Annotated in this window: 31 protein-coding genes and 2 tRNA genes; 18 read left to right on the top strand and 15 right to left on the bottom strand. The window is 61.4% G+C overall.

Going from position 1 to position 24,488, the window contains the following annotated elements; genetic code table 11:
• Positions 1–22 precede the first annotated feature (22 nt).
• Positions 23–1,012, top strand: a complete 990-nt coding sequence (locus ACWTU7_RS26210; protein ID WP_455841101.1) for an HNH endonuclease — start codon at positions 23–25, stop codon at positions 1,010–1,012.
• 102 nt (positions 1,013–1,114) lie between these two features.
• Entirely contained in the window at positions 1,115–1,795 is a 681-nt protein-coding gene (locus ACWTU7_RS26205) for a hypothetical protein (protein ID WP_455841100.1), read from the top strand.
• 5 nt (positions 1,796–1,800) lie between these two features.
• Here ACWTU7_RS26205 and ACWTU7_RS26200 read toward each other — a convergent pair whose 3' ends face one another.
• The 6 genes from ACWTU7_RS26200 to ACWTU7_RS26175 form a co-directional block, all read right to left on the bottom strand.
• Positions 1,801–2,355, bottom strand: coding sequence for a hypothetical protein (locus tag ACWTU7_RS26200; RefSeq protein ID WP_455841099.1), 555 nt, complete (start codon positions 2,353–2,355; stop codon positions 1,801–1,803).
• A 5-nt stretch (positions 2,356–2,360) separates the two neighbouring features.
• On the bottom strand, positions 2,361–2,918 hold the full coding sequence (locus ACWTU7_RS26195; RefSeq protein ID WP_455841098.1) for a hypothetical protein: 558 nt from the start codon (positions 2,916–2,918) through the stop codon (positions 2,361–2,363).
• Between the two features lie 129 nt (positions 2,919–3,047).
• On the bottom strand, positions 3,048–3,467 hold the full coding sequence (locus ACWTU7_RS26190) for a hypothetical protein (protein ID WP_455841097.1): 420 nt from the start codon (positions 3,465–3,467) through the stop codon (positions 3,048–3,050).
• A 324-nt stretch (positions 3,468–3,791) separates the two neighbouring features.
• Positions 3,792–4,121 (bottom strand): LexA family protein, encoded by a 330-nt coding sequence (locus tag ACWTU7_RS26185; protein WP_455841096.1) that lies wholly within the window; start codon positions 4,119–4,121, stop codon positions 3,792–3,794.
• 127 nt (positions 4,122–4,248) lie between these two features.
• Positions 4,249–5,547, bottom strand: a complete 1,299-nt coding sequence (locus ACWTU7_RS26180; RefSeq protein ID WP_455841095.1) for an MT-A70 family methyltransferase — start codon at positions 5,545–5,547, stop codon at positions 4,249–4,251.
• Positions 5,544–5,768 carry a helix-turn-helix domain-containing protein gene (locus tag ACWTU7_RS26175; protein ID WP_455841094.1) on the bottom strand — a complete coding sequence of 75 codons (225 nt, stop codon included), beginning with the start codon at positions 5,766–5,768 and terminating at the stop codon, positions 5,544–5,546. The genes ACWTU7_RS26180 and ACWTU7_RS26175 overlap by 4 nt, the downstream gene beginning before the upstream one ends.
• Before the next feature lie 35 nt (positions 5,769–5,803).
• Here ACWTU7_RS26175 and ACWTU7_RS26170 point away from each other — a divergent pair, with 35 nt between their 5' ends.
• A complete protein-coding gene (locus ACWTU7_RS26170) occupies positions 5,804–6,439 on the top strand; it encodes a helix-turn-helix domain-containing protein (RefSeq protein WP_455841093.1) in 636 nt (211 codons plus the stop codon).
• Between the two features lie 27 nt (positions 6,440–6,466).
• Positions 6,467–7,351, top strand: a complete 885-nt coding sequence (gene tcmP / locus ACWTU7_RS26165) for a three-Cys-motif partner protein TcmP (protein ID WP_455841092.1) — start codon at positions 6,467–6,469, stop codon at positions 7,349–7,351.
• Here tcmP and ACWTU7_RS26160 read toward each other — a convergent pair.
• On the bottom strand, positions 7,335–8,090 hold the full coding sequence (locus tag ACWTU7_RS26160; protein ID WP_455841091.1) for a DUF5131 family protein: 756 nt from the start codon (positions 8,088–8,090) through the stop codon (positions 7,335–7,337). The two genes, tcmP and ACWTU7_RS26160, sit on opposite strands and share 17 nt — an antisense overlap.
• Positions 8,091–8,520: 430 nt before the next feature.
• Between ACWTU7_RS26160 and ACWTU7_RS26155 the strand changes: the two genes are divergently transcribed.
• From ACWTU7_RS26155 to ACWTU7_RS26115, 9 genes are all read left to right on the top strand, one after another.
• Positions 8,521–8,937, top strand: coding sequence for a hypothetical protein (locus ACWTU7_RS26155; protein ID WP_455841090.1), 417 nt, complete (start codon positions 8,521–8,523; stop codon positions 8,935–8,937).
• Entirely contained in the window at positions 8,937–9,596 is a 660-nt protein-coding gene (locus ACWTU7_RS26150; RefSeq protein ID WP_455841089.1) for a hypothetical protein, read from the top strand. Before ACWTU7_RS26155 ends, ACWTU7_RS26150 begins: the two co-directional genes overlap by 1 nt.
• The gene (locus ACWTU7_RS26145; protein WP_455841088.1) at positions 9,596–9,787 is read left to right on the top strand and encodes a hypothetical protein; all 192 of its coding nucleotides are present in this window, start codon (positions 9,596–9,598) and stop codon (positions 9,785–9,787) included. Before ACWTU7_RS26150 ends, ACWTU7_RS26145 begins: the two co-directional genes overlap by 1 nt.
• Complete coding sequence (locus ACWTU7_RS26140; RefSeq protein WP_455841087.1) at positions 9,784–9,996, top strand: hypothetical protein; 213 nt, start codon at positions 9,784–9,786, stop codon at positions 9,994–9,996. Before ACWTU7_RS26145 ends, ACWTU7_RS26140 begins: the two co-directional genes overlap by 4 nt.
• Positions 9,993–11,018 carry a PD-(D/E)XK nuclease-like domain-containing protein gene (locus ACWTU7_RS26135; RefSeq protein ID WP_455841086.1) on the top strand — a complete coding sequence of 342 codons (1,026 nt, stop codon included), beginning with the start codon at positions 9,993–9,995 and terminating at the stop codon, positions 11,016–11,018. The genes ACWTU7_RS26140 and ACWTU7_RS26135 overlap by 4 nt, the downstream gene beginning before the upstream one ends.
• Positions 11,015–12,160, top strand: a complete 1,146-nt coding sequence (locus ACWTU7_RS26130) for a recombinase RecT (RefSeq protein ID WP_455846552.1) — start codon at positions 11,015–11,017, stop codon at positions 12,158–12,160. Before ACWTU7_RS26135 ends, ACWTU7_RS26130 begins: the two co-directional genes overlap by 4 nt.
• Complete coding sequence (locus ACWTU7_RS26125) at positions 12,160–12,627, top strand: hypothetical protein (RefSeq protein WP_455841084.1); 468 nt, start codon at positions 12,160–12,162, stop codon at positions 12,625–12,627. Before ACWTU7_RS26130 ends, ACWTU7_RS26125 begins: the two co-directional genes overlap by 1 nt.
• Positions 12,627–13,046, top strand: coding sequence for an HNH endonuclease (locus tag ACWTU7_RS26120; protein ID WP_455841083.1), 420 nt, complete (start codon positions 12,627–12,629; stop codon positions 13,044–13,046). Before ACWTU7_RS26125 ends, ACWTU7_RS26120 begins: the two co-directional genes overlap by 1 nt.
• 178 nt (positions 13,047–13,224) lie before the next feature.
• Positions 13,225–14,352 (top strand): tyrosine-type recombinase/integrase, encoded by a 1,128-nt coding sequence (locus tag ACWTU7_RS26115; RefSeq protein ID WP_455846551.1) that lies wholly within the window; start codon positions 13,225–13,227, stop codon positions 14,350–14,352.
• 49 nt (positions 14,353–14,401) lie between these two features.
• On the opposite strand, the gene ACWTU7_RS26110 is transcribed toward ACWTU7_RS26115, so the two are convergent.
• Both ACWTU7_RS26110 and ACWTU7_RS26105 read right to left on the bottom strand, forming a co-directional pair.
• Positions 14,402–14,478: transfer RNA gene (locus ACWTU7_RS26110), tRNA-Arg, on the bottom strand.
• A gap of 61 nt (positions 14,479–14,539) precedes the next feature.
• Positions 14,540–14,845: an ETC complex I subunit gene (locus tag ACWTU7_RS26105; protein WP_029354278.1), complete on the bottom strand. Its 306-nt coding sequence runs from the start codon at positions 14,843–14,845 to the stop codon at positions 14,540–14,542.
• Between the two features lie 998 nt (positions 14,846–15,843).
• Between ACWTU7_RS26105 and ACWTU7_RS26100 the strand changes: the two genes are divergently transcribed.
• Positions 15,844–15,920 (top strand) — tRNA-Pro (locus ACWTU7_RS26100).
• 133 nt (positions 15,921–16,053) lie between these two features.
• Here the strand turns inward: ACWTU7_RS26100 and ACWTU7_RS26095 are convergent.
• Entirely contained in the window at positions 16,054–16,881 is an 828-nt protein-coding gene (locus tag ACWTU7_RS26095; RefSeq protein WP_455841081.1) for an alpha/beta fold hydrolase, read from the bottom strand.
• A 128-nt stretch (positions 16,882–17,009) separates the two neighbouring features.
• Here ACWTU7_RS26095 and ACWTU7_RS26090 point away from each other — a divergent pair, with 128 nt between their 5' ends.
• Positions 17,010–17,981: a GlxA family transcriptional regulator gene (locus ACWTU7_RS26090; protein ID WP_455841153.1), complete on the top strand. Its 972-nt coding sequence runs from the start codon at positions 17,010–17,012 to the stop codon at positions 17,979–17,981.
• Positions 17,982–18,103: 122 nt separating this feature from the next.
• Here ACWTU7_RS26090 and ACWTU7_RS26085 read toward each other — a convergent pair whose 3' ends face one another.
• From ACWTU7_RS26085 to ACWTU7_RS26065, 5 genes are all read right to left on the bottom strand, one after another.
• On the bottom strand, positions 18,104–18,487 hold the full coding sequence (locus ACWTU7_RS26085; RefSeq protein WP_029354282.1) for a type II toxin-antitoxin system VapC family toxin: 384 nt from the start codon (positions 18,485–18,487) through the stop codon (positions 18,104–18,106).
• Positions 18,484–18,741, bottom strand: coding sequence for a type II toxin-antitoxin system Phd/YefM family antitoxin (locus ACWTU7_RS26080; protein WP_029354283.1), 258 nt, complete (start codon positions 18,739–18,741; stop codon positions 18,484–18,486). The genes ACWTU7_RS26085 and ACWTU7_RS26080 overlap by 4 nt, the downstream gene beginning before the upstream one ends.
• A 317-nt stretch (positions 18,742–19,058) precedes the next feature.
• Positions 19,059–19,766 (bottom strand): DnaA regulatory inactivator HdaA, encoded by a 708-nt coding sequence (hdaA, locus tag ACWTU7_RS26075; protein WP_455841080.1) that lies wholly within the window; start codon positions 19,764–19,766, stop codon positions 19,059–19,061.
• A 5-nt stretch (positions 19,767–19,771) separates the two neighbouring features.
• Positions 19,772–20,971, bottom strand: a complete 1,200-nt coding sequence (locus ACWTU7_RS26070; RefSeq protein ID WP_455841079.1) for an AI-2E family transporter — start codon at positions 20,969–20,971, stop codon at positions 19,772–19,774.
• Positions 20,943–21,500, bottom strand: a complete 558-nt coding sequence (locus ACWTU7_RS26065; protein ID WP_029354290.1) for a CDP-alcohol phosphatidyltransferase family protein — start codon at positions 21,498–21,500, stop codon at positions 20,943–20,945. Before ACWTU7_RS26065 ends, ACWTU7_RS26070 begins: the two co-directional genes overlap by 29 nt.
• Before the next feature lie 619 nt (positions 21,501–22,119).
• On the opposite strand from ACWTU7_RS26065, the gene purM reads away from it, so the two are divergent.
• From purM to ACWTU7_RS26050, 3 genes are read left to right on the top strand one after another with little or no spacing between them, the layout of a single operon-like run.
• Positions 22,120–23,184, top strand: a complete 1,065-nt coding sequence (gene purM / locus ACWTU7_RS26060) for a phosphoribosylformylglycinamidine cyclo-ligase (RefSeq protein ID WP_455841078.1) — start codon at positions 22,120–22,122, stop codon at positions 23,182–23,184.
• Complete coding sequence (purN, locus tag ACWTU7_RS26055; protein ID WP_455841077.1) at positions 23,181–23,891, top strand: phosphoribosylglycinamide formyltransferase; 711 nt, start codon at positions 23,181–23,183, stop codon at positions 23,889–23,891. Before purM ends, purN begins: the two co-directional genes overlap by 4 nt.
• 16 nt (positions 23,892–23,907) lie before the next feature.
• Positions 23,908–24,432 (top strand): SixA phosphatase family protein, encoded by a 525-nt coding sequence (locus tag ACWTU7_RS26050; protein WP_029354299.1) that lies wholly within the window; start codon positions 23,908–23,910, stop codon positions 24,430–24,432.
• Positions 24,433–24,488 lie beyond the last annotated feature (56 nt).

Here is a 24,488-nt window from a genome sequence, read left to right as displayed (position 1 = left end):
CCTCACGACGGAGGGGGAAATTATGGCTGAGCTCACAACAACCGCAGTCAAGGCCGCGATCGAAGAATACGACCGACTGGGTAAGGCAGAATTCCTGAGGAGATATGGCTTCGGGGCGGCCAGGGACTACTTCCTCGTTTTCGAGGGAAGAAACTACGACAGCAAGGCTATTTTCGGCGTCGCCCACAAATACGCCGGCGAAGAAGCGCTCTCGGCCGATCGATTCACCGGAGGTAAGTCCTATGTCGCGAAGAAACTTCGAGGACTCGGATTCGACGTCACATCCCCCGGCGAAAATGCCGACTGGAACTGGGACGAGCACGTCCTCGCGCTCGACGTTTATTTGACCCTGAAGGACTCCGCGTTCGGCAAAAATCATCCTGCGATTGTTGCGCTGTCCGACTTGCTGCAGATCGCAGGCGAGAAAAGCGGTCGTGCAAGCACCGTGAAGTTCCGAAACGTCAATGGCGTCTACATGAAGCTCATGAACTTCCGTCGCTTGGATCCAGCCATTCAAGCCAATGGACGGGTTGGATTGTCCAGAGGGAGCAAAACTGAGGTCGCCGTATGGAAACGATACGCCACCGATATGCCAGCGCTCAAAATCGCGGTCGCTATTGTTCGAGACGGGATGGAGCATGGCATCACGGGGGACGACAACGGAGAGTCGGATGAGGGCTCGGCCGAGGGGTCGGTCATCATCATTGCACACAGACGCAGGGAGCGAGATTGGACTCTTGCATCCAAAAAGAAGAAGGACGTTCTCAAGAAGACCGGTAAGTTGGCCTGCGACGTCTGTGATGTCACCTTCGCAGAGCGATACGGTAGCCATGGCGATGGTTTCATCGAAGTCCATCACAACAATCCTATTGCACTGTCCGAACCTGGCCGAAACACGCGACTTACAGAACTTTCCTGCGTATGCAGCAACTGCCACAGGATGCTCCATCGAGGAGGACTCCAGACGATTGATTGGCTCAAGACGCAACTGTCTCCTCCATCATCCGAATAAGGCGAGTTGCGCCGGCGGAGCCTCGGCCGGCAAGGCGAGTGACGTGTTGGGAACGTAGAGCCACATTCATGCGGCCCTCGCAATATTTCGTCGTGATGTGCTATGTCCGAGGGTATGAAGTCGGGCGAGTATTATGGGCTTGTAATTGTAGCCATCGCGAGCGGATTGCTTGGTGGCATAGCAATCTCGGCCATGTCTTTTGCTTTTCAGCACGGGACCAATTTTTGTGATCCCGATACCGCGAATTGCGCACGTGAATGGTTGTCGGCGATTTCGACAGCCATTGCCGCAATTGGCGCGATCGGCGCAGTGGTTATGGCGATCTGGACGGTGAAATCTCAGATCGAATCCAATCAGCGCTCTCTCCGGGCATATCTGTTTGCGAGTGAAATCACGATCGATGACTTCAGCAGTGCTCAGCCCATGATACGAATTGCTCTGCGGAACGAAGGAGCGACACCGGCTGACAACATTCAGTGTGTGGTTCGATGCAGGGTGAACGAGCCCAATTTGGCAAAGCCACAGATCGAAAAGGACGCCCGGTCCAGCTTTATGATCGGGCCGAAGATCGCAAACCCGGTTGAGGTCGAGCCCCCACCGGCCGTGATTGAAAAGCTGAGATGCTGGAGCGGGAGTGACATCCTGTGGACGATCGTTGTCATCGCATATCGCGATGCGTTCGGACACGTTCGGGAAACCGTCTACAAGCTGAAAACCGATGACGGATTTCCAACCACCGGTGGTCTGCTTTCTATGGCTGACGACGGCGTCCATTGGACTTGATTGCATCACGCCGCCCTCGCCCGCATCATCTTGAAGGTCTGGCAATTCTCGCCGGCGAAAGCGATGCCGACCGCTTCGGCCGCATCAGCATTGCGCACGTCTATCTTCAGCATCCGGCAACGGTCGACCGCGGCGCGCTTCCAGCCCGCACGGTCACGGCCGGCGTGGCGCCCCTCGCCGAGGAACACTTTTCGCCATGTCGACGACGGGATGGTTTCCCACGGAATGCGATAGGCGGCGATGATCCCGACTGCAGCGCCGGATAAGCTGGAGAGCTGGAGCGCGTTCGGGTTGATCGTCTGCTCGTCGACGGGGCCGGCCAGCGTGTCGCGCGTCTTCTTGAACGACACCACGTTGCGCATCGGCTGTTCTATGGCGACGAAATCCGGCCTGCCCGGCTTCAGGAGCGCGACAAGCTGTTGCGCCAGCGATGCAGCCTTTTCCTCGGCGTTCTCGCCCACGGCTTTGATAAGCCCGGTCTTGATCGACGCGAGCGAGGAGCCGGGCTCGTACCATGCGAATCCGGTCACCGTGGCGATGTCCAATCCGAGGATCAGCACTTGGCTTACTCCGCCGCCTCGAGGTTTTCTTCGCCAGCGAATTCCGGATCCTCGCTGCCCTTGATAAGCTCATCGCCAGACGGCTCGAACTGACTGGCCAGATCCTTGTTGATGAACTCGGTGCCGTCGTTCATGCCGCGCTGCCATGCCTGGCCTTGCGGGCTATCTGCACCGTAAGGATTTGCCGCATCCTTCCGCAGCTTGCCGGCGGCGAGACCTTCGCCATAGGCGCGCTCGTCGGCCGGCGTCCGGTCGGCGTCGAACATCTCAATCTGCCGTGCGACGCCGTGGCCGAACATGCGGGCAATGCGCAATCGGCGCGCCATGGTGGCGATGACTTCGGTCGCGTCCTTTTCGTCGAGCTCCTGCGCCCATTTCACATCAGCTTTGGTGAAGCCGAGCTTTTTCAGGCGATCGTAGATCCCGGCCATCTCGCCAGTCGTGCCGGCGATGTCGGACTTGTGTTCCTTGATTTGGCGGAAGCCGTTGAGGAACTGCTGTTCCTCCCACTGCTCTCGTTCGGTCTGGCCGTTCACTGCACTTGCCTTGCGTTTTGCACTCATCGTGTTTCCAGGCTCCTTGGTCGGGTTAGGGTTGAGTGCCGACGGTCACAGCCAGCACCAGCGCGTAGGCGGCCGTAATGACAAATCCCCACAGGCAGGTTGCAGCCAGAACTTGGCGGGTGTGTTCGTTCATCTCATCCCCCGTTCCGCCGCGCCTTGCGCAGCTTTCGCCATTCCGCCACCACCCGGCAGATGGCCCTGATCAGTCGCATCGTTTTCCTCGATTTCTTGCCGCTCGCGTTCCATCTGGTCGGCGGCGTTCTCTATCCACGCGCAGAGATGCCCGTACTTATTCCGAAGGAGGCGATAGACGTCTCCGTTCGGGAACTTGAGCGTCTGCCAGTTCTTCCACAGGCGCTCCGCCTGGGCCGGTGTCAGCCCGGCCTCCTTCGCCGCTCTGTCCCGCGCAGCGGTGCGAGTGTCGCCCCAACCGCGCCATTCCTTCTGCGTGGCGGCGTTCAGCAACTCGAACGCCTCCTTCGCCGCGATACTCGTACTCATGACTTCGCCCCGTTTTGGTGCGGATCCGCACCGTCTTGGTTCGGACATGCTGGTTTCCTTTCGCCTATGGTGTGTCCGTCACCACGGGCGACTGAGCCGACCGGAAAGGCCGGCGAAAAATCAAAAGCAGGGAGGAATGCGAATGCGCGCTCGATCGAACGGCCAAGCTCATTCGAGCGCGCAGATGGATCTGTTTTCATCGGGCGAACCTGGCCCGAAGCTTGGAGACAGGAACCGATCCGACCGCCCAGGCAACCGCCAGCGGCCAGCAAATGATGACGATCCATTCGCGCAAGCCCGCGGGTACATCCCGCCCTACGGCCGCAGCCGCGCCGATCACGCCAAGCACGTAAAGTGAGATGGCAAGGAGGCTCACGCTGTCCTCCCGAGAAATGATTGTGCCTCGTCGACGATCGGATCGGTTGAGCCGATGAACCCGCTGCACGCGATGGCATCAAGGATGCGCTTCAAATGAAAATCGGCGCCCTGCCCTTCGATGATCTCAATCGTTCGGTTCATGCCGGGACGGGTGCGAACAGCACCCCGGCGCTCGAGTCCCTTCACCAGATCAAAGGCCCGGCTTCTGGACGCCAAGCCGATGCCTGCGGCGATCTCGTCATAGCTGGGAGAAAACCCATTCTTGGCCTGGTGAGAACGGATGAACGACAAGGCGTCCGACTGGCGCGGGGTAAGACCGGTCATGCCGCCCTCCCCTGTGCCGCTTTGCGGCGCGCTATCTCACGGATCACCGAATCCCGCGTGGAGCCGCATACAGTTCCGATCCCCGGAACGAATGCCAGCCAGTTGCCGTCTTCGGTGCAGATGATGGTCATGCCGGCACCATCGAATCGTTGCCGGCAGGTGCGCGGCTCCCACCGTCACCTGCCGGCGTCTCCGCTTCCGGGGAGGAGGTCGGAAGCGAATGAGGTTCCTCTGCTTCAAGTCCCCATGCATCCCAGCCTGGCCGCGTTGGACCACGCCGGTTCAGCTCGATTTTCGGAATGGTCGGGAAGTATGATTCTATGATCTCAAAAGAAACCTCTGGCTTTTCAGAATGAGCGCCGACAGGAGCTTCGAACACGGAACGGAACTGCGTCCCCATGGCCGGCGCGACGACATTGCCGCGCGTCCCAACCACAAGCAGCTCATGCTCGCCGAGAAACCAGTATCCAGTTCCTCTGCTCTCGCCGGAGCGTTGCTTGAACCAGATCGCATGCGTCTTGTAAGCGAAGCCCCAGGCGGAAAGAACCTGCAGCGCCTGCGGCAGCATAGGAGCCGTCGCCCAGAGAAAGAGAACGCAATCATCGGCGGCGATCGACGGCACGTCACGCGCCATGATCTCCTCGACCGCGCTGGTCGGATAGTGGTTGTCCGCCGACCGATCCATGCCGGTTTCGCGGCTGTATGGCTCGAAGCGCCACTCGGGATCCGCAAGGATGACGCCGAACCGCTTGGTTGGCAGCGCCTTTATCTTTTCCGCAAGAATGACCTCGCGCTCGACGCGACGGCCCTTCTTTGCCGTCTGCACCTCCGCGCGAACCTGCTTTGCCGCCGGCGCGAGCGCCTTGCGAAGCGCTGCGCGGGTCGGCTCATCTCCTTTGGCAAGGATGTCGTCGAGCGCTTCACGAACCGCTGCGGGGTTCGCCGCGATAACGTCGCGGATCTGCCGCGCGTCGTGGATGTCTTTGCTGGGGATGCCGATCTGTGCGGCGGTTGCAGAAGTATTCCCGTTTGGAAGACTTTTCGGACGACCCTTGGAAACCTCACCTCGCTCTTGCGCGCCATCGTATTCGTCGGCCAGCCGGCGTTTCGCGGCCGCCTCGATATCAAGGGCGTCAGCCTGCGCGCGGTGCGCGGCAGCGACGACCTGATCATGCGCGCCCTTGGCCTTCGCGATCCGGCCGGAGATTTGCGCGGTGGTGTAGGTGATCTTGGCGGCGTCGCGGGCATCGAGGATTTCGGCAGCCGTCGCGGCTGTCGCCAGCTTCCTCGCGGCATCCTTGATCATGCCGGGCAGCCTGCCGACGATCGTGGCTGTCACGACCTCTTTCGTGGTCGCCTTGCCCGACAGCAACGCGCGCTGCGCCTCAACCTTATCCGTAGAGATGAATTGACGAGCGAGGCTCATGCGGCCTGCTCCGAGCTGGGAGCGGGCTCGAAGAACCACGCATCGTTCCATTCGATCTGGCGATCTGCGGCCGCTTTACGGATGGCCTGCATCTCGTCGAGCGTCGGAGCGCCACCGGTTTCCCATCGCGAGACACTGGCCTGCGTGACACCGGCAAGGGCGGCGAACTCGGCCTGTGTGGCTTTGAAAATTTCGCGGCGGATGTATCGGATGGCGCTCATGCCGCGGATAATATGCGCAAACGGATACTTTGCAAGTGGAAATTTATGCGCAAGCGGATTTTTGTTTATCCGCGCTGCCGCGTAGCGTCCGGAGCATGGCTACGATCGAAGAAAAGCTCCGCGCGATCATGAAGGCGACCGGCCGCAAGCAGCAGGACCTGGCTGAACATTTTGGCGTGTCGCAATCGACCGTAAATAGGTGGCTTGCTGGTTCCGAGCCGGAAGGCCACCGCCGTGATGCCATCAACGAGTTGTACGACGAGGTGCTTGGTGTCCACGAGCTGACGAACAACATCCCATCAAGTGTCAAGCTTGTCGGTTATGTCGGCGCTGGAGCGGCCGCCCACTTCTATGATGCGACGGATCTTGGCACCGTGCCCGCACCCGAGGGCGCGACCAAAGACACTGTCGCTGTCGAGATCCGCGGGGAGAGCCTAGGGGCGCTGTTCCAGCACTGGCTTGTCTACTACGACGATGTGCGAGCGCCGGTCACGTCAGATCTGATCGGGCGCCTATGCGTCGTCGGACTGATCGATGGTCGGGTGCTGGTGAAGCAGATCAAGAAATCGAAGACAGAAGGCCTCTATCACCTTCTGTCCAACACCGAAGCCCCGCTATTCGACATGGAAGTGACCTGGGCAGCTCGAGTCAAAAGCATGGTACCTAGGTAGCCGGCGCCAGGCGGGCACGGAGGGGCAATGACTACCAACGCCGATCACGAATTCGGCAATGTATCAACTGACCTCAAATTGTCGTTGATCGAGGAATACCTAACGGCTTTTACCACAGCCCTTCGAGGCAAGTTCGCTGCCCTGTGGTATATCGATGCTTTCGCAGGCACCGGAGTAAGAACGGTAAAGAGCAAGAAGGTCGAGGCGTTAAACTGGCTTCCCGAGATCGCCGAGCGGGTAGAGCATCGCAAGGGCTCGGCGCGCATCGCTCTCGACATCAAGCCAGCATTCGACCGAGTAATTTTCATGGACAAAAGGCGCGCTCACTGCAAGGCACTTGCAGCTCTAGCAGCCACCTATCCCGGCAGAGATATCGAGATCGTACGCGGCGACGCGAACGCTGCGATTCGAAGTGAGTTGTCAGCTAAACGCTGGGCCGGCAAACGCGCTGTTATGTTCCTCGACCCTTACGGAATGGCCGTCGATTGGGCTACTCTCGAACTCGTCCGACAGACGGAAGCAATCGACGTTTGGTATCTCGTCTCACTCGCCGGACTGTTTCGCCAAGCCTCCCATGACCCAGCAAATCTAACCCCAAAAAAACGTGCCGCCATCACTCGTATGCTGGGAACCGACGAATGGGAAAGGGCGTGGTATAATCGCAAAATTGTAACTGACCTTCTCGGGTCCGTAGACGAGACGCATCAGCGGATCGCGGATGTTGATTCGATGGAAAGGTTCGTTGAAAGTCGCCTTAAAAGTTTGTTCCCCAAAGTGCTGCCGCCGGTTCGCCTTCGAACTGATCGAAATGTCCCTGCTTTCTCGCTCTTCCTGGCAATCTCCAATCCAGAACCAAAGGCAATCGGTCTCGCCACCAGGATCGGCAATCACATCCTCAAAGCGAAGCGGTAACCGGCATCTCATCGTAGGTCCGGCCATTAAGCGTGCGCCCGGTGGCCTTCTTGTTGCGGCCGCCCCACTGCTTGAAGAAGAAGGCGGTCGCGCTACGCCGGCACATACCCTCGATCTCGTCGACCCAGCGCGGATCCATGTCGCGGGCGCCAGGCCCGGACTCGCCGCCCACGATCGCCCAGTGAATATGCGCCAGGTTTGCGCCAGCAACAGATCCGATAAGCGGCTCGAGCGAAACGAAGCGGATCGCCGCCGGCACCCAACGCAGATGGTCGAGTCGCTCGAGAACACGGCTATCCTCGACGCTTGTCCCAAGCCAAACGTTCGGCAGAATCGGGAAGTCGCCTCTAGTCAGTATGTCAGCCATAATATCAGGCCGCTTGGTCAAGATCTGATACGTGTGTCGCGGAGTTTCTTCCATCACGGTCCAGACCTGCCTGATGAAATCGGCCGGCACATCGACATGAAATAGATCGGACATCGAGTTCACGAACACGCGGCGCGGCTTCCACCATGTCGCCGGGATCGTCAGTGATTTCGGATCGGTCACAACCTTGCCGGTCCATTTCGCCCTGCCGCCGGTCTTGCGCGTAAGGCCCTGGTACTTGTCCATACCCATCGCTTCCAGCCGCGCCGCCATGCGCATCGCGTAGCAGTTCGTACAGCCGGCTGTCAGGATCGTGCAGCCCGCGACGGGGTTCCACGTCGCGTCAGTCCATTCGATTGACGTCTCAGCCATAGGAAGATTCTCCTTCAGGTTAATGGTTAATCTGTGATGGTGAATTTTCGGTTTTGAAGGGTGGTGAGGGAGGGTTCCGCCACAGCTTCCCCCTACCCCATGAGCTGAGCCCAAGGAGCGGGAGAGCTATGGCCGAGTCCTGAAGGCCGGAGCCGGGATGGGACACATGCCAGGACGCCTCTCAGCAATCCGTCCTCACTTTCAGGCAGCACGGTAGGACTTTCGCTTCCCGCGCCTGCGGCTTCACCTGCACGGGAGTTGCACCCGGTCGCCGCTCTATCTCTCCCCGGGTTGGATCATTCCCGCCGGTGCCTTTCCTTTAGACGCCGTTATCCGTTAGCGCAATGATCTTTATCCGTTTGCGCATTTTCTTTGTTGACTATTATCCGTTTGCGCATATTATCCGTCTATACCCACCGAGGGAATGGACATGAGCGCCTACCAAAAGATCGTCGCGGACTACATGACGGAAACGCCGCTCTCGGTTCGCCGCCGGCTGCTCGATGCGATCGACGTCTACAACAACGGCTATGAGGACATCCGCGAAAGCGCCATCGAAGCCATAGCGGCCGAGCGCGCTGCATACTGGACGACCTCGACCTATTCAGCCGCGCGCACCGTCGATCTTCCACTGGCGCTCAATCGGGGCGTCAACATTCGCGAGGCATTGGAGCAGGCTTTCCCGGCTTGGTGCGCAGACCGTCGCGAGGCCGCGCTCGAAACCATCGTCCCACTCAACCGCAAGGCCGCATTTGCTCTGTCCGGCGCCTATGCCTCGTTCGGCATCTGGCGGGATGAGGAGGAGCTCGAAATGCGCGCGCTGCGCGACTGCCGGAGGGCTGCGTGATGGCAATCTATCGCGAACCACTGGCCAGCGACGTTGACCTGAAGGCAGCTATCCACGCCCATGCAGGCACCAGCCACACGCCGGAGCGGCGCGGCCAGGGGGAGGTCGAAAGCTATATCAGCTCCATCCGTGAATTTTACGAAGCTCTGCAGGCTGTAGCCGACTCTGGAGAGAAGCTGGCTTTCGCCGCAGAGGCGACTGAGGATTACCGCGTCCGCTACATCAAATTCAACAATGAGCTGTGGGCGTCACGAAGCCGGTTGATGTCGGCAATGATCGCCGGCCCTGCTCGCTTCCCAACCGCGCGCAATGAAAAGCGCTATGCGACTTACGAGAAGAAGGCGCGGGCTTTCTACGACTGGTCTGCCAGAGCCCGTGCCATCGCTCTGCGGGAGATCAAGAAGATCGGCCAGCCACTGGCGCCGATCGATCCTAACGCGCCGACAGGCACAGAAGCCCTCGAGGTCAACGGCGTCCAGATCGTCAAGAACTTCGATCTCGACCGAGTGCAGATTCTATTCGGAGGAAGGCCGGACGCAGAGACGATCACGGCATTGAAACGCTCTGGGTGGAACTGGTCGCCGCGCAATTCGGCATGGCAGCGCAAGCTCACCGACGCCGCACATCGGTCTGCACGCCAGATCGTGGAGGCCGTGTGATGTGCAACGCCTGCGAAAACTACTGCTGCGGCTCGGACGAGTTTGGCGGTTGCGGCTGCGATGGTTGCCCTGACCCTGATTGCTGGTCGGACGACGAAGATTTCTTCGGCGATGACGACGACTTCGATTGCGCCTGTCAGCAACGCACCGGCTTCGAGTGCGTCCAGATCATCTCCGGATGGCTCGCATGAGCGCGCAAGTCTTTTTCTCAGAGGAAGTTGCGGCCGCGATCAAGGGCAAGGCCCCACTCGACCAGCTCGAGATCATCCGCAACCTGGTCGACGAGGCCGACGCCGCGAAGCAGGCCGGCTCTGGCCCGCCGCTGGACGACATCAACGCGGCGCGTCGCCTCTACATCCGCATCGCCGGCGAGCTCTACCGGGCAAGGAACGCAGTATGACCGACCAGCTTTCAAAGATCGACAACGACGTCGACGGTATGCAGTCCATTGGCCAGATCACGAACAACATCGTGCATGGATATCGCGGCGAGCGCACATGGGACGGCAAGCCGATATCGGAACCGGGCATCTACCGGAAAATCCCGATGGGCGCTTACCATGGGGAGTTGACCGTCGGGCCGTCGATTTCCTCGAGCGGCCTTCGTGAGATCGAGAACCGGTCGCCGCTGCACTATTGGGCGACATCCTATCTCAACCCGGATCGGCCGGAGGACGAAACGACACCCTCGCTCGACTTCGGCCGCGCGGTTCACACCCTGCTGCTGTCCGAAGACGGTTTCCGTAACGACTACGTCACTCGACCGGACACGTATCCGGATGCGAAAACCGGCGAGTTCAAGCCATGGAACGGCAACTCGACCGTCTGTCGCGAATGGCTGGCTGATCAACGCAAGGCGGGCAAGACCGTCCTGTTGGCCAGCCAGATCAAAGACATTCAGGGCATGGCCGAGCGGCTGGCGAAGAACCAAGTCGCTGTCGATCTACTGCGCGGTCGCATCGAGCGATCCATCATCGTCAAGGACCAGAAAACCGGCGCCTGGATGAAGTCGCGGCCGGACAGCATCCCAGCCGACGCAATCATTGCTGATCTGAAGACGTGCGCTGACGCCTCTCCCGTCGCTGTCGGTCGCTCGATCGTCAACTACGGCTATCTCCAGCAAATGGCGCTGGCAATCACCTGCCTTGAGGCGGTTGGGCAGAAGCAGGTCACCGAGGCGGTGCTGCTCTTCGTCGAGACCAGCTATCCCTACGCGTTCAACATCAAGCCGCTCGACAACGGCGATATCCACATTGCCATGCGCCAGAACCGGCGCGCGCTCAACACCTTCGCCGAATGCCTCGCCGCTGGCGACTGGCCAACCTATCCGGATTCGACCTTCACATGGTCGGCGCCGAAGTGGTGGAGCGACAGGTACGAGAAGGACAGCACCCTCCCCGAGATCGAAGGAAAAGCAGCGTGAACCAGCTTGTCACCACTGACCAGACGTCGACCAAAGAAATCGCCATTGCCGCCGGTGGTGCCGGATCGAGTATCGCGCCGCAGAACTTGGGCGAAGTGATCCGTTTCGCGGAAGTCATGTGCCGAGCCGACATCGCGCTGCCCCCGCATCTTCGGGGTAATGCTGGCGCCTGCATGGCCGTCGCGCTCCAAGCGCTCGAATGGAAGATGTCGCCGTTCGCGGTCGCTTCCAAGTCCTATGCGGTCAAGGGTGCCATTGCCTACGAGGCCCAGCTTATAGCTGCCGTCGTGAACACGCGCTCCGGCATTAAAGGGCGGCTGAGGTATGAGTTCCTTGGCGAAGGTGAGTCTCTGTCGTGCCGTGTCACGGGCACCCTCGACGGCCAGGAATGCGAATACGAGACGCCGCCGATCGGCGCGATCACGACCAAGAACTCGCCACTGTGGAAATCGGATCCTCGCCAGCAGCTCGGATACTTTGCCGCTCGCTCGTGGGCGCGTCGGCACTGTCCGGAAGTGATCCTCGGCGTCTATGACCGCGACGAGGCGGAACACTTTGGCCCGACCACCGCGAAGGATGTCACTCCGTCGCTGCAGGAGCGGCTTCATATCGCCAAGCAGGACGAACAGGCAGGTTCACCAGCCGCCGAGGGCTTCGACGCGGCCTTTGTGATCCGAGAGACAGCCCCGGCCTCTGGCTTGGCTGGAAACGAACACCAATCACCGGACGCCCTGTCCCCCGCTTCCGGTGACCAAGGCAGCGGGGTTGAATCCCCCTCCGGCCCCGCTGCCGATCTATCCCTCTCCCAGGAGAGCGGACCGGAGGCCGGCGACATCGAAGCACAGGCAGAACCTGTTGCGTCGCCGGCCTCCGATATTCTTTCGCGAGACGACAAGGATTTCCTTGTCCGCGTCTTTCATGCGCTGAAGGCTGCAGTCGGTCCGGACGTCAATGTCCTGAAGCGGCAGGGGCTGATCTTCACCGATGAGATCGGCGGTCGATCCGACCTTGTCCGCGCCAAGGCCACCAAGATCCGCGAGCAGCTTCAAGCCTGCTGTGGCGACGAACCCAAGATCGGAACGGTTGCCGCGGCGAAGTATCTGGCTGGGCTGATCGGCGTCGAAGACCGGGAGCTGGCGTAATGGCCTATGCCGAAAACACCAGCGTTTCCGTATCCAAGACCAAGGGCGAGATTGACGGCCTGCTGCGCAAGCACAAGGCCATCAGCTTCGGCGCGTTCGAGGAGCAGAACCGCGCCCTCCTCGTATTCCAGATGCAGGAGCGGCGCATTCGATTCGAACTGCCGCTTCCAAGCCCCACAGAGAAGCGTTTCACCATGACGACGCTGCACAAGCCGCGATCGGCCGACGCGGCACTAGCGGCTTGGGAACAGGCTTGCCGGTCACGCTGGCGTGCGCTGTTCCTATGCATCAAGGCGAAGCTCGAAAGCATTGATAGCGGGATCGAGTCGTTCGAAGATGCATTCCTGGCTCACATCCAGATGCCCGACGGGATGACGGTCGCCGAGCACGTCAAACCGAATATTGCCATCGCCTACCAGACGAACCCGATGCAGCCGCTGTTGCCGGGGCCGAAGAGGGCTGAGTGATGGCACGCTCAGTCAAAGAGTGGATCGGCAAGACCGACAATACGAAGGCGCCCCCGCGCGTCTGCCAGCGCGTTTTCGACCGTGACAATGGCATCTGCCATTTCTGCGGCCAGCCGATCCAGCCAGGCCAGAAGGTCGAGACAGACCACATCCAGGCCCTGATCAACGGCGGCGAGAATCGCGAAACCAATCTAGCCCCGATCCACAAGAAGCCCTGCCACACAATCAAGACTGCCGCTGACGTTGCCGACAAGGCCAAGGTCGCCGCGGTGCGCAAAAAGCACAGCGGTATCACCAAGCCCGCCGGCAAGCTTCGCGGCCCCGCCTTCGCTCTATCCGAGAAGGCAGTAGAGCGGGCCAATTACCCATCAAAGCAGTCGCTGCCGCCGAGGACAATTTTCAGGGGTCCGGGACGGTGAGCACTGCAAATCGTCCAGTGCTAAGGGCGTGAAATGACCCGCCCGCTTGCGCTCAAGCAGAAACAGGTCACGGCCCTTGCCAAGGGAGCCGCAGCAGCCGGCTGTATCGCGGAAGTCAAGATAGGCGATGTGGTTGTGCGCCTAATCCCCAAGGCTGACGCACAGGAAAAGCGGCCAGTTGACGATAACGTTTCCCCCGAAGCCTTTGACACTCTCGAAGAGTATCTGGCTTGGAGGGATAGGAACGGTGCTCGTGAAAATTAAGGGCATCCACAAGGTCAAGCGCAAGCTCGCCGATGGATCGATCCGCGTCCACTACTACGCATGGCGCGGCGGCCCCAGCATGATGTCACAACCGCGAACCGAAGCCTTCGCGCTGGAGTATGCCAAGCACAGGGCGGATGCTGTGCCGGTCACAGTGGAGACCCTGGCATCGCTGATCGATCGCTTCACCGGCACCGACCACGAGCCAAACCCTGATTTCATCGCCTTGGCCGAGACGACGCGCGCGGATCATCGCTATGCATTCCGGCTCATCAAAGCCAAGTGGCCAAGCCTGCCGGCAAAACTGACCCAGCAGAAGGGCATGAAAGCCGAAATCAGGAAATGGCACCGGAGCTTCGCCGCGAACCCGCGCAAGGCCGACAAGTTGCTGTTCTCGCTGTCCAAGGTGTTTTCCTACGCAGTCGCCGACGAGTTGATCGACAAGAATCCCTGCACCGGCATTGGCCGTCTATACGAAGGCTCCCGAAAGGATATCGTCTGGTCAAAGGCGCAGATCGCTCTATTCCGCCAAAATTCCCCCGTACACCTTCTCCTGCCGTTTGAGATCGCCATCAACACTGCGCAGAGGCAGGGCGATATCCTGGCAATGACGTGGAAGGACTATGACGGCACGCACCTGCAAATTAGGCAGAGCAAGGGCGGCAAGCGCGTGAGGGTGCGCGTCCACCGTGATCTGCGCGCTGCGCTCGACGCATTGCCGCATGACACGATGCGCATCTGCACAAATTCGCGCGGGCGACCATGGACGAAGGACGGCTTCAAGACTTCATGGGGGAAAGAGTGCGCCAGGCTCAAAATCGATGGCGTGACGTTCCACGATCTCCGCGGGACGTTCATCACGGAGCGGAAGCGAGAGGGGTCGACCGCAGAGCAGATTGCCGGCGTGACAGGGCATTCCATTTCCGAGATCAATTCGGTTCTGGAAAGGCACTACCTGGCCGATGATCAGCAGGCATCCGACGCGGTGATTTTGCGCATGGAGCGGAACACCAAACGAACAAAATCTGTAAACCGGGTGTAAACGGCTATGTTTGCGCGCCCCTCCCTGGTATCCAAGTTATTGAAAGTATTGGCGATCCCGACAGGATTCGAACCTGTGACCATCGGCTTAGAAGGCCGGTGCTCTATCCAGCTGAGCTACGGGACCGCTGGGCCGACGCCAAGGGCCGGCTGAATCATGCGCTGGGACGGCTGCCCGGCATTGCCGGTCAATGCGTCCAGGGCGTCCTGCGGTCATAGCGGAAATTCTCCGCATAGGAAATCTGGCGGCGCTTGGATTCTTTCGGCTCCTCGACACGGAAGGCCAGCCCCTCTTTCTCGGCATAGGCCACCGCCTCTTCCCGGGTGTCGAAGGTGAGCCTGATCTGGCTCCGCATGTCACCCGAAGTGGTGTAGCCCATCAGCGGATCGATTTTCTTGCGCATCTCGGGATCGAATTCCAGCACCCAGTGGCCGGTCTTGGCCTTGCCGGACTGCATCGCGGTTCTGGCTGGGCTGAAAATGCGTGCGGACATGGACACCTCGTTGCTACGGGCAAGCGGCACCGCCGCTGTATTCCCGTCATTACCGCGCAATGCCGCCGGCGGCAAGGCCGATGCCTGCCGTACCCTTCGACACGGCGGGCCACCGACGGTGACCGCGCGACGGTTCACGGCAAAAGACCCCTGCCGTTCCGTTTTCGTCTCTTAGGGTCGCGCAGCTAAGCCCGGAACCTATAGCCCGCAAGGACTCGGGCCGCGGTAATCAACAGCGGGAGCCGTTGACGAGCACGTTGTGCCGGGCGCCCAAGGCGCTTGGCGAATCCCGAAGCAAATCGTTCTCGTCTCGCTTTGGCACCATGGGATTGGCATCTGAATTGCTACATCTGAATTGCTAATTGAGACTCGCCAGAGTGTAGCCACAGCGCTTGCTGAGGGGGATGGAAATGGGCTTAGCCGAAGACTTGTCTGATGTTGCGCTCACATTCGAATGTCCGGATTGCTCGCATCCGGCGGTAAGGAAGGGCTCTGCGCTAAGGACGATCGCGCACTTCAGATGTGGCGGGTGCAACGCCAAGGTGCGGATCACTTATCCGCAGAAGCTGGCGATCTACGAAAAGCACAAGCTATTGGCCGCCCGAGGGGCGTTGCAATTGGCTAGCTAAGCCTTTTCCAGGTTGTCGGCCGCGCCGATTTCGATGAGCACAAGATTGCAGAATTCTGAGGTGATATCGTTGGTGACGGGCTGAGGATCGCTCAATTCAAGCAGCTTCCTTGCTGGCGAAGCGATTGATGTTCCAAGCACCGCCGCCGGTTGACGCGCCGCCGAGCTAGTTGAACGCGAGCCTCGCTAGCGCCGGAGGGCGACAAAGGCGCGGCTACTTCATTTTTCTATCCATGAGGAGCGCGATGAACAGCCGTGGGACTTTTGGGGACTTTTCGTGCAACTCCCTGCCACTGTATGGCGTTCGTTCCGTTTTTGTCGTTTCGGGGGTTGCCTTCCAAAGCCCGGAACCCTATAGCCCGCAAGGACTCGGAGTGTAGCGCAGCCTGGTAGCGCATCTGGTTTGGGACCAGAGGGTCGGGAGTTCGAATCTCTCCACTCCGACCATTCATTCACCGCGACGAGCAGCAGCCGTGCTGCCGGCGCACCTGCGCCGGACAGCATCTGCGAGCCGACGAAGCACCCAGCGACCGACGGGCAGCCCGTATTTCCGCGCGTGCCCGCCTGAAGCTGCGGAGCGTCAGCTTTGGATGAACGCCAGGAGATCCGGATTGATGATCTCCGGGTGGGTGGTGCACATGCCGTGCGGAAGGCCCTTGTAGACCTTGAGCGTGCCGTGTTTCACCAGCTCGGCTGCAAGCAGAGCGGAGTCGGCAATCGGCACGATCTGATCGTCATCGCCGTGCATGATCAGGACAGGCACGTCGATCTTCTTCAGGTCCTCCGTAAAGTCGGTCTCGGAAAAAGCCTCGATGCAGTCGTAATGGGCCTTGGCTCCGCCCATCATCCCCTGGCGCCACCAATTATCGACAGCCCCTTGCGAGACCTTGGCGCCCTCGCGATTGAAGCCGTAGAACGGGCCAGCCGGCACATCCCTGTAGAACTGGGCGCGGTTGGCGACCAAAGCGGCACGGAAGCCGTCGAAGACCTCGATCGGCAGGCCGCCGGGGTTGCTGTCGGTCTTGAGCATGATCGGCGGCACCGCGCCGATCAGAACCGCCTTGGCGACGCGTCCTTCGCCACCGTGGCGGGCAACGTAACGCGCCACCTCGCCGCCGCCGGTCGAGTGGCCGATATGGACGGCGTTCTTGAGATCAAGGTGAGCGACCAGGGCCGCGACATCGGCGGCATAGGTCTCCATCTCGTTGCCGGTCGCCGTCTGTGTCGAGCGGCCGTGCCCACGACGGTCATGCGCGATCACGCGATAGCCCTTGTCGAGGAAGAACAGCATCTGGTTGTCCCAGTCATCGGCGCTGAGCGGCCAGCCGTGATGGAACACGATTGGCTGGCCTGTGCCCCAATCCTTGTAGAAAATCTCGGTGCGGTCCTTGGTGGTGAATGCGCTCATCCTCTTACTCCTTGATGCAGGTGGCTGAATTGGTTGGGGGAAGGTTGGTTCCTTCTGTGGACAAAGCTATCGCAACGGAGTCATGGTGAGGATTGGCAAAACAGACATTGAACAAGGCAAAACTGACAGTGATTGCGGCGCGTGATCCGGTCGAAATCGGGCTTCTGGTGTATCCCGGCGTTCAGGAAGCGGCAGTACTGGGCCTCACCGATCTCTTTCAGCTGGCCAACCGGCTGGCTTCCGAACGGTCGCCGGATGCGCTGAGGCTTCGCGTCACACATTGGCAGTGGCAAGAGGCGAGTCAAACGGTCATCCCCACCTTCGACAGCGAGCCCGGCCCTGGCCATCGACCTGCCATGGTCATCTTGCCTCCGACCCTGGGTGATCCGATTCCGCGCGAGGCGGCCGCGCCCTATGCCGACTGGCTCAGGGCCCGCCATGCGGCGGGCGCGACGCTCGGCTCGGTCTGCGCCGGTGCCTTCGTGCTGGCCGAGACCGGCCTGCTGTCGGGTCGTGTTGCGACCACGCATTGGGCCTATCGCGACGCGCTGGCGATACGCTTTCCCGACATCCTACTCGATGCCGACAAGCTGGTCATCGACGATGGCGACATCATCACCGCCGGCGGCTATATGGCTTGGACCGATCTCGGCCTGAAACTCGTCGACCGGGTGCTTGGGCCAACCGTAATGATTGAGACGGCCCGTTTCATGCTGGTGGACCCGCCGGGACGCGAGCAACGCTTCTACAGCCCGTTTGCTCCCAGGCTGAACCATGGCGACGAGGCCATCCTCAAGGTGCAGCACTGGCTCCAGGCGAGAGGCGCGCGCGATGTGACGCTTGCCACCATGGCGGAGCATGCGGCCTTGGAGGAGCGGACTTTTTTGCGCCGCTTTCGCAACGCCACCGGCCTCAAGCCGACCGAGTATTGCCAGCACCTGCGCGTCGGCAAGGCGCGTGAGATGCTGGAAACGACGACCCGATCCATCGACCAGATCGCCTGGGATGTCGGCTATGACGATCCCGGCTCCTTCCGCAAAGTGTTCGCCAGGATAACCGGCCTGGTGCCGGGCGATTACCGCAGGCGTTTTGGCGTGTAACGAGCGGCCCTGCCCGGCGAAAGCTGAGCGGTGGCGGTTGCGGTGTGACGAGTCTCGACCGGGACAGCTGGACGACGCGAATGGGCGGCAAACAGGATCGCGCCTATCGTCTGCTTGCTTCCTTAGAGAGCGGTTTCGATATCGGTCCTTGAAAAATCGTCGCCGACATAAAGCAGGCGGCAGGCATGTTCCTTGGCCACCTCATAGGCGAAGCAGTCACCGAAATTGAGCGCGGCCGGGTGAATGCCCTTACCCCATTTTGCGTAGGCCTCGGCGATGCGACGCGCAGAGGCCGGCGTCACTGCCGCAATTTCGAAACCAAGGCCGTCGATCAGGCCGGACAGCTCTTCGCCGACATTGCGCCGGGCCGCGACGATCAGCGCTTCGGCCACGGTGCCGGCGGAAATCAGAATGACGTCTTCGGCCTCGAGCGCCGCGATGCAGACATCAGCCTCCGGCTCGTCAAGAACGATCGCCATCAGCGCCGAGGTATCGACCACGATCATTCAGGCAGGCCATCATCGCCGTAGAGAAAATCCTGGCTTCGCGCGGCAGATGGCCCGACCTTCGCCCTGGCGGCGCCGGATGCGCGCATCGCCTCCAGCAATGCCCGACGGCTTTTCCTGTCCGGCACTGCCTTGACCGGAACCAGGCGCACGGCCGCATGACCGTGGCGGGTCAGAATGATCTCGTCACCTGCCTCGGCACGACGCACCAATTCGGTCAGCTGTCCCTTAGCGTCTGTAACCGATACCTGCATCGCGCCTCCTCTATGGACCATCCTCTGGTCCATATTTGCAATGAAAATAGACCATTCAACGGTCCATTACAACAGCCAAAGGCGGAGCGGGATTGCGATTATCCGTGGGCGCGGTTGCCAGTGCCGTATACGCGCGACTGGCGACCCCTGTTTGAAGGCAAGCTCGCCGGGAAGAGAACCCCAACCGCCTCATCTCCCGGCGAGCCTACAACCTGATTTGATACGCATCAGGACCGGGGTTAGCCGGCAAGGCTGACCTTGCAAGATGGATGCCACCACTGATTTCCCGAAATGGGACACCGCCAGAGCCTGTCGTATCAGATCTCGAACTCGCCCTGCCCCTCATCCATGGCGCTGACGGTTTCGGCGCCCAGCGCCCTCGTGATCGGCGTCTTGCGCTCCAGTGCGGTGCGATCCAGCCGCTCGACCACCCGCATCGCGGTTGCCAGCGAGCGTTCGATGCGGCGCACCAGATATTGCACGACATGCGGCTCGACCTCGACCTGGCGGTCGGCGAACAGTTTGGTGATGACGCCGGCCAGCAAGTGATCGTCGGGCTCGTGGATCTCGACCGTCGCCGCCGCCTTCAGCCGCGAAGCGAGGTCCGGAAGTCTGACGCCCCAGGCGGACGGAACGCGCCGCGCGGTCAAGAGCAAGGTCGAGCCGGCCCCGCGCACCGCGTTGATCAGATGGAACAGCCCGTCTTCATCAACCGGACCGGCATCGACATCGTCGATCAGGGCCGGCCGCGCGCCGAGGCTCGCCATGCAGTCGCCGATGCGCCCGGCGTAGACCCCCACTGCGTCGGCGCGGGCGCGCCAGATCGACGCCAGGTGGGTTTTTCCAGAGCCCGCCGGACCGGCGAGCACGACCACCGGCGACGGCCAGTCCGGCCAGCGGTCGACCAGCGCCACCGCCTGGCTGTTGGTGCCGGAGACGACGAGCTCATCGCGCGAATAGCCGGTGCCGTGGCCGAGATCGAGCGGCAACTGGCGCGGCGGGTCGATCTTGTTGTGGTCCGGCATCTGGCTCAACTGCGCGGCCCACCGCTCCCGCGGCGACGCGCCGGCAGCGGCGGGACAGGTTCGGTATTGTGGCCCTTGTAGAGCGGCGAATCGAGATAGCGGGAAATGGCAAAGCGCACCAGAACGGCAACGGCGGCCGAGGCCGGCACGGCGATCAGCAAGCCGACGAAGCCGAACAGCGCGCCGAAGGCAAACAGCGAAAACATCAGCCACACCGGATGCAGGCCGACGCTTTTGCCGACCAGCCTCGGCTGCAGGATGTTGCCCTCGATAAACTGGCCGACGAAGAACACGCCGGCCACCGCCGCGACCATGGTCCAGTCCGGCCAGAACTGGACGAAGGCGACGCCGACGGCCAGCACCAACCCGGTCAGCGAGCCGACATAGGGAATAAAAGAGATCAGCCCGGCGAACAGGCCGATGAGGATGCCGAAATTCAAGCCGGTCAAGGTCAGCCCGGTGGCGTACATGGCGCCCAGTACCAGGCACAGCGTGCCCTGGCCGCGCACAAAGCCGGCGGTGGCGGTGTTGATGTCGTTGGCGATTGCCCTGACGGTCTGGACATAGTCGCGCGGCACCCAGCTGTCGACAATCGCCACCATGCGGTCCCAGTCGAGCAGCATGTAGAAGGCGACGACGGGCGTGACGACGAACAGGCTGACCACCGATACCAGCGCCACGCCGGAGCTCCAGATCGAGGTGAACACCGTGGTCAAAAGACCGAAGCCGGAGGTCAGCAGCGAATTCAACCCTTCGCGCAGGCCATTGGCGTCGACACCGAAATTTTCTTCCAGCCATCTCGGATCGAAGCTGGTGATCAGGGTCTGCAGGCGCGTCAGGTATTCCGGCAGCTTGCTGGCGAAATCGGCCATCTGCGAAGCCAGCACCGGAATCAGGATGACGAAGGCCAGTACCAGAACGACGATGAAGGCAAACAGGATGACAATCGTCGCCATCAGCCTGGACAGGCCGAGCCGCTGCAGCCGGTCTGCGACCGGGTCGAGGAAATAGGCGAGCACCATGCCGGCGACGAACGGCAGCAGGATGCCGCTGAAGACATAGAGGAAGATCGCGAGGATGACGGCGCTGATCAGCCAGAAGCGGATTTGGCGCCGAAACACGCCAGACGCGGTAGCATCGGCAGCCGCAGCCTCGGCAGCCGCGTCGATGTCCTGGTCAGGTGCCCGGTGTGGAGCCTTCGCCATAGCCGCTCATATGCCTCAGCCAAGCCACGAGATAGGCCGCGGCCGAAGCCACGGTCAAGACCCCGGACAGCAATATGAGCATCGGCCTGAGCGGGTCGAGATCGAGGGCGAGGGCCAGCTCGCCCAGCACCACCGCCGCCAGCCCGATCTGGATGGCGGTGTTGGCTTTCGACACGAAGAGCGGCTTCATCTCGACCGGGTGGGCCATAACGGTGGACAAAACGACGGCGCAGACGATCAGCGCATCGCGCGACACCATGGTGATGACCAGCCACAGCGGCAATTCACCAATAAAGCCCAGCACCACGAACACCGAGACCAGCAGCAATTTGTCGGCCATCGGATCGAGATAGGCGCCAAGCTGCGAAAACTGATTGAAGTGGCGGGCGATGAAGCCGTCGACGCCGTCGGAAATGCCGGCGATCAGGAAGCCGGCGAAAGCCCAGTCCCAGCGCGCCTGCAGCATGGCCAGCACCACGCCCGGCACCAGCACGAAACGCATGATCGTGATCATGTTGGGGATGGTCAAACGCATATCCCGTCGCTTCTGTTTTGATGATACATGATGGAGATGAGAGGCTACGGCAAGTGGCGACGCTTTCTCCTCGCTCACCTGCTCCACTCCAAACCGAAAAAAGAAGCTAGCGAATGTCGATGGCACAGAGAATTACAATCGCCCTGCGTGTCACACTTTGCTATTTGGCCGGAGTGACAGAAAGCCTCCTGGCTTTCGCATCTTTAACCACTCCACACCGCGACTCGGCGATGCATGATCTTTTGACCAGTTTCGTTCTTCAACTGGTCGTCGGCCTTCTCGTGTCTTGGCCTCTCTGGTTAGTGGCTGCCGCCGTGGCGTTCGTTTTCGGGCGGTCAGTCGACGTAAACCCAGGTGTCTGGAGTGTGGCGGCAAGTTTGATCGCCGCCGGTTTCTCCTACGGAGTCCTCCCGAGCGGCGAGGTCAGGTCTTTAGCGACCGTCGGTGCCCTGGCCGCTGCGCTGGCGGGCATTTCTTTCTACTGCTGGAGCGTATGGAGCCCGGTTCGGCCGGTCTAATTGAACACCGCCATCGCCCGCTTGCCTTGCGGGGCAAAACCGTTCATGCGAAGAGCCCTCAAGCAAACGAAACAGCGATGAGCAGGCGCCGGAAAATGAGCAAGCGCAAGAACGGGCTCACCTATGCCGAGGCGGGTGTCGACATCGATGCCGGCAATCTCATGGTCGAGAAGATCAAGCCGCTGGTGCGCGCGACGCGCCGGCCGGGCGCCGATGGCGAGATCGGCGGCTTTGGCGGCCTGTTCGACCTCAAGGCCGCCGGCTTCACCGACCCGGTGCTGGTCGCCGCCAATGACGGCGTCGGCACCAAGCTGAAGATCGCCATCGATGCGGGCAAGCACGACACGATCGGCATCGACCTCGTTGCGATGTGCGTCAACGATATTGTCGTGCAGGGCGCCGAGCCATTGTTCTTCCTCGACTATTTCGCCACCGGCAAGCTCGATCCAGACCAGGGTGCTTCGATCGTCGGCGGCATCGCCGAGGGCTGCCGGCAGGCCGGATGCGCGCTGATCGGCGGCGAGACGGCGGAAATGCCCGGCATGTATCACGGCAACGACTACGACCTTGCCGGCTTTGCCGTGGGCGCGGCCGAACGCGGCCAGTTGCTGCCGACCGACGACATCGTCGAGGGCGATGTGCTGTTAGGGCTGGCCTCCTCGGGCGTGCATTCAAATGGCTTTTCGCTGGTCCGCCGCATCGTCGCCACCAGCGGCCTTGCGTGGACCGATCCAGCGCCCTTCAACGATGAAGCCACGCTGGCCGAGGCGCTGCTCGAGCCGACCCGCATCTACGTCAAGTCGATCCTCAAGGCGATCCGTAACACGCATGGCATCAAGGCGCTGGCCCACATCACCGGCGGCGGCTTTCCTGAAAACATCCCGCGCGTCCTGCCGAAAGATTTTTCCGCTGAGCTCGATCTCGATGCCATCGAGGTGCCGGCGGTATTCTCGTGGATGGCGAAGACCGGCGGCGTGGCGCCCGCAGAGATGATGCGCACTTTCAACTGCGGTGTCGGCATGATCCTCGCCGTCGCCTCCGGCCAGGCGGCACAGGTCGCGGCCGTCCTGCAGGAGGCCGGTGAGAGCGTGACGCCGATCGGCCGCATCGTGCCGCGCCGCGACGCCGGCGTGATCTATCGGGGCTCGATCGGCCTATGAGCGCGCGCAAACGCATCGTGGTGCTGATTTCGGGACGCGGCTCCAACATGACGGCGCTGATCGCCGCGGCCAGCAACCTGGACTATCCGGCCGAGATCGTCGGCGTCATTTCCGACCGGGCCAACGCCGCCGGTCTCGGTATCGCCGCGGCGCGCGGCATCGCCACCAAGGTGATTTCGCGAGCCGACTATACCAGCAAGGAAGCGCATGACGGGGCGATCGACGCCGCACTTGTCTCGTTCGGCGCCGAGATCGTGGCGCTGGCCGGTTACATGCGCATCCTCGGCGCGCGCTTCGTCGAGAAGTGGCTGGGACGGATGATCAACATCCACCCTGCCCTGTTGCCGGCCTTCAAGGGGCTGGATACGCATGCGCGAGCCATCCGCGCGGGCATCCGCATCCATGGGTGCACGGTGCATTTCGTCACCCTGGACATGGATGACGGCCCGATCATCGCCCAGGCCGCCGTGCCGGTGATGGTCGGCGACAATGAGGACATGCTCGCCGCGCGCGTGCTGAAGGCCGAGCACCGGCTTTATCCGCTGGCGCTCGGGCTGGTCGCCGAAGGCAAGGCGCGGATGGAGGGCGGCCGTACCGTGCTTGCCCACTTCGCCGACGATGCTGACAACAGCTCCTCCGTGGTCATGGCACCCGATCCGCTGCGCGAGGAGACCGACCTCGAGCATCTGGCGCGCATCACGCCCTGAGCAGGAGAAGGCTGGCATGGCGACAACGAAGCAACTCCTTCTTCTGCGTCATGCCAAATCGAGCTGGGACGATCCTGACCTTATCGACTTCGACCGGCCGCTTTCCGGGCGCGGGGTGAAGGCCGCCCCGCTGGCCGGGCGCGAACTGGCCAGGCAGGGCTGGCTGCCGGACCTGGCACTGGTGTCGCCGGCGCTGCGCAGCCGCGACACATGGCGGCTGGTCTCGGCGGAACTGCCGGCGAAAACGCCGGCCAAATTTGTTCAGGCGCTCTACGAGGCCAGCGCGGCAGACGTTCTCGCCAAGGTGCGGCAGGCAAATGCGGCAACGAGCAGCCTCTTGGTTCTCGGTCATAATCCCGGCCTGGAGGAATTCGCACGCCGGCTGGCCGGCGCCGGATCGGATGCCGCGGCACTCAAAAAGCTTGAAGAAAAATTCCCGACCGCAGCCCTGGCCCGCTTCGTTTTCGACGGTGACTGGGCACGGCTGGCCCTCGGCGATGCCCGGCTGACGCACTGCGTTTGGCCGAAGGATCTGCGCTAGAGCGGGATGAGATTAGTTTCGGTCATAGCCGGAGTTTTTGAAGTAGTGTGAGCACT

The sequence above is a fragment of the Mesorhizobium sp. BHscii genome (genome assembly GCF_053848065.1).
Note: the sequence above shows the minus strand (reverse complement) of the source record. Positions and strands in the feature narration are given on the sequence as shown.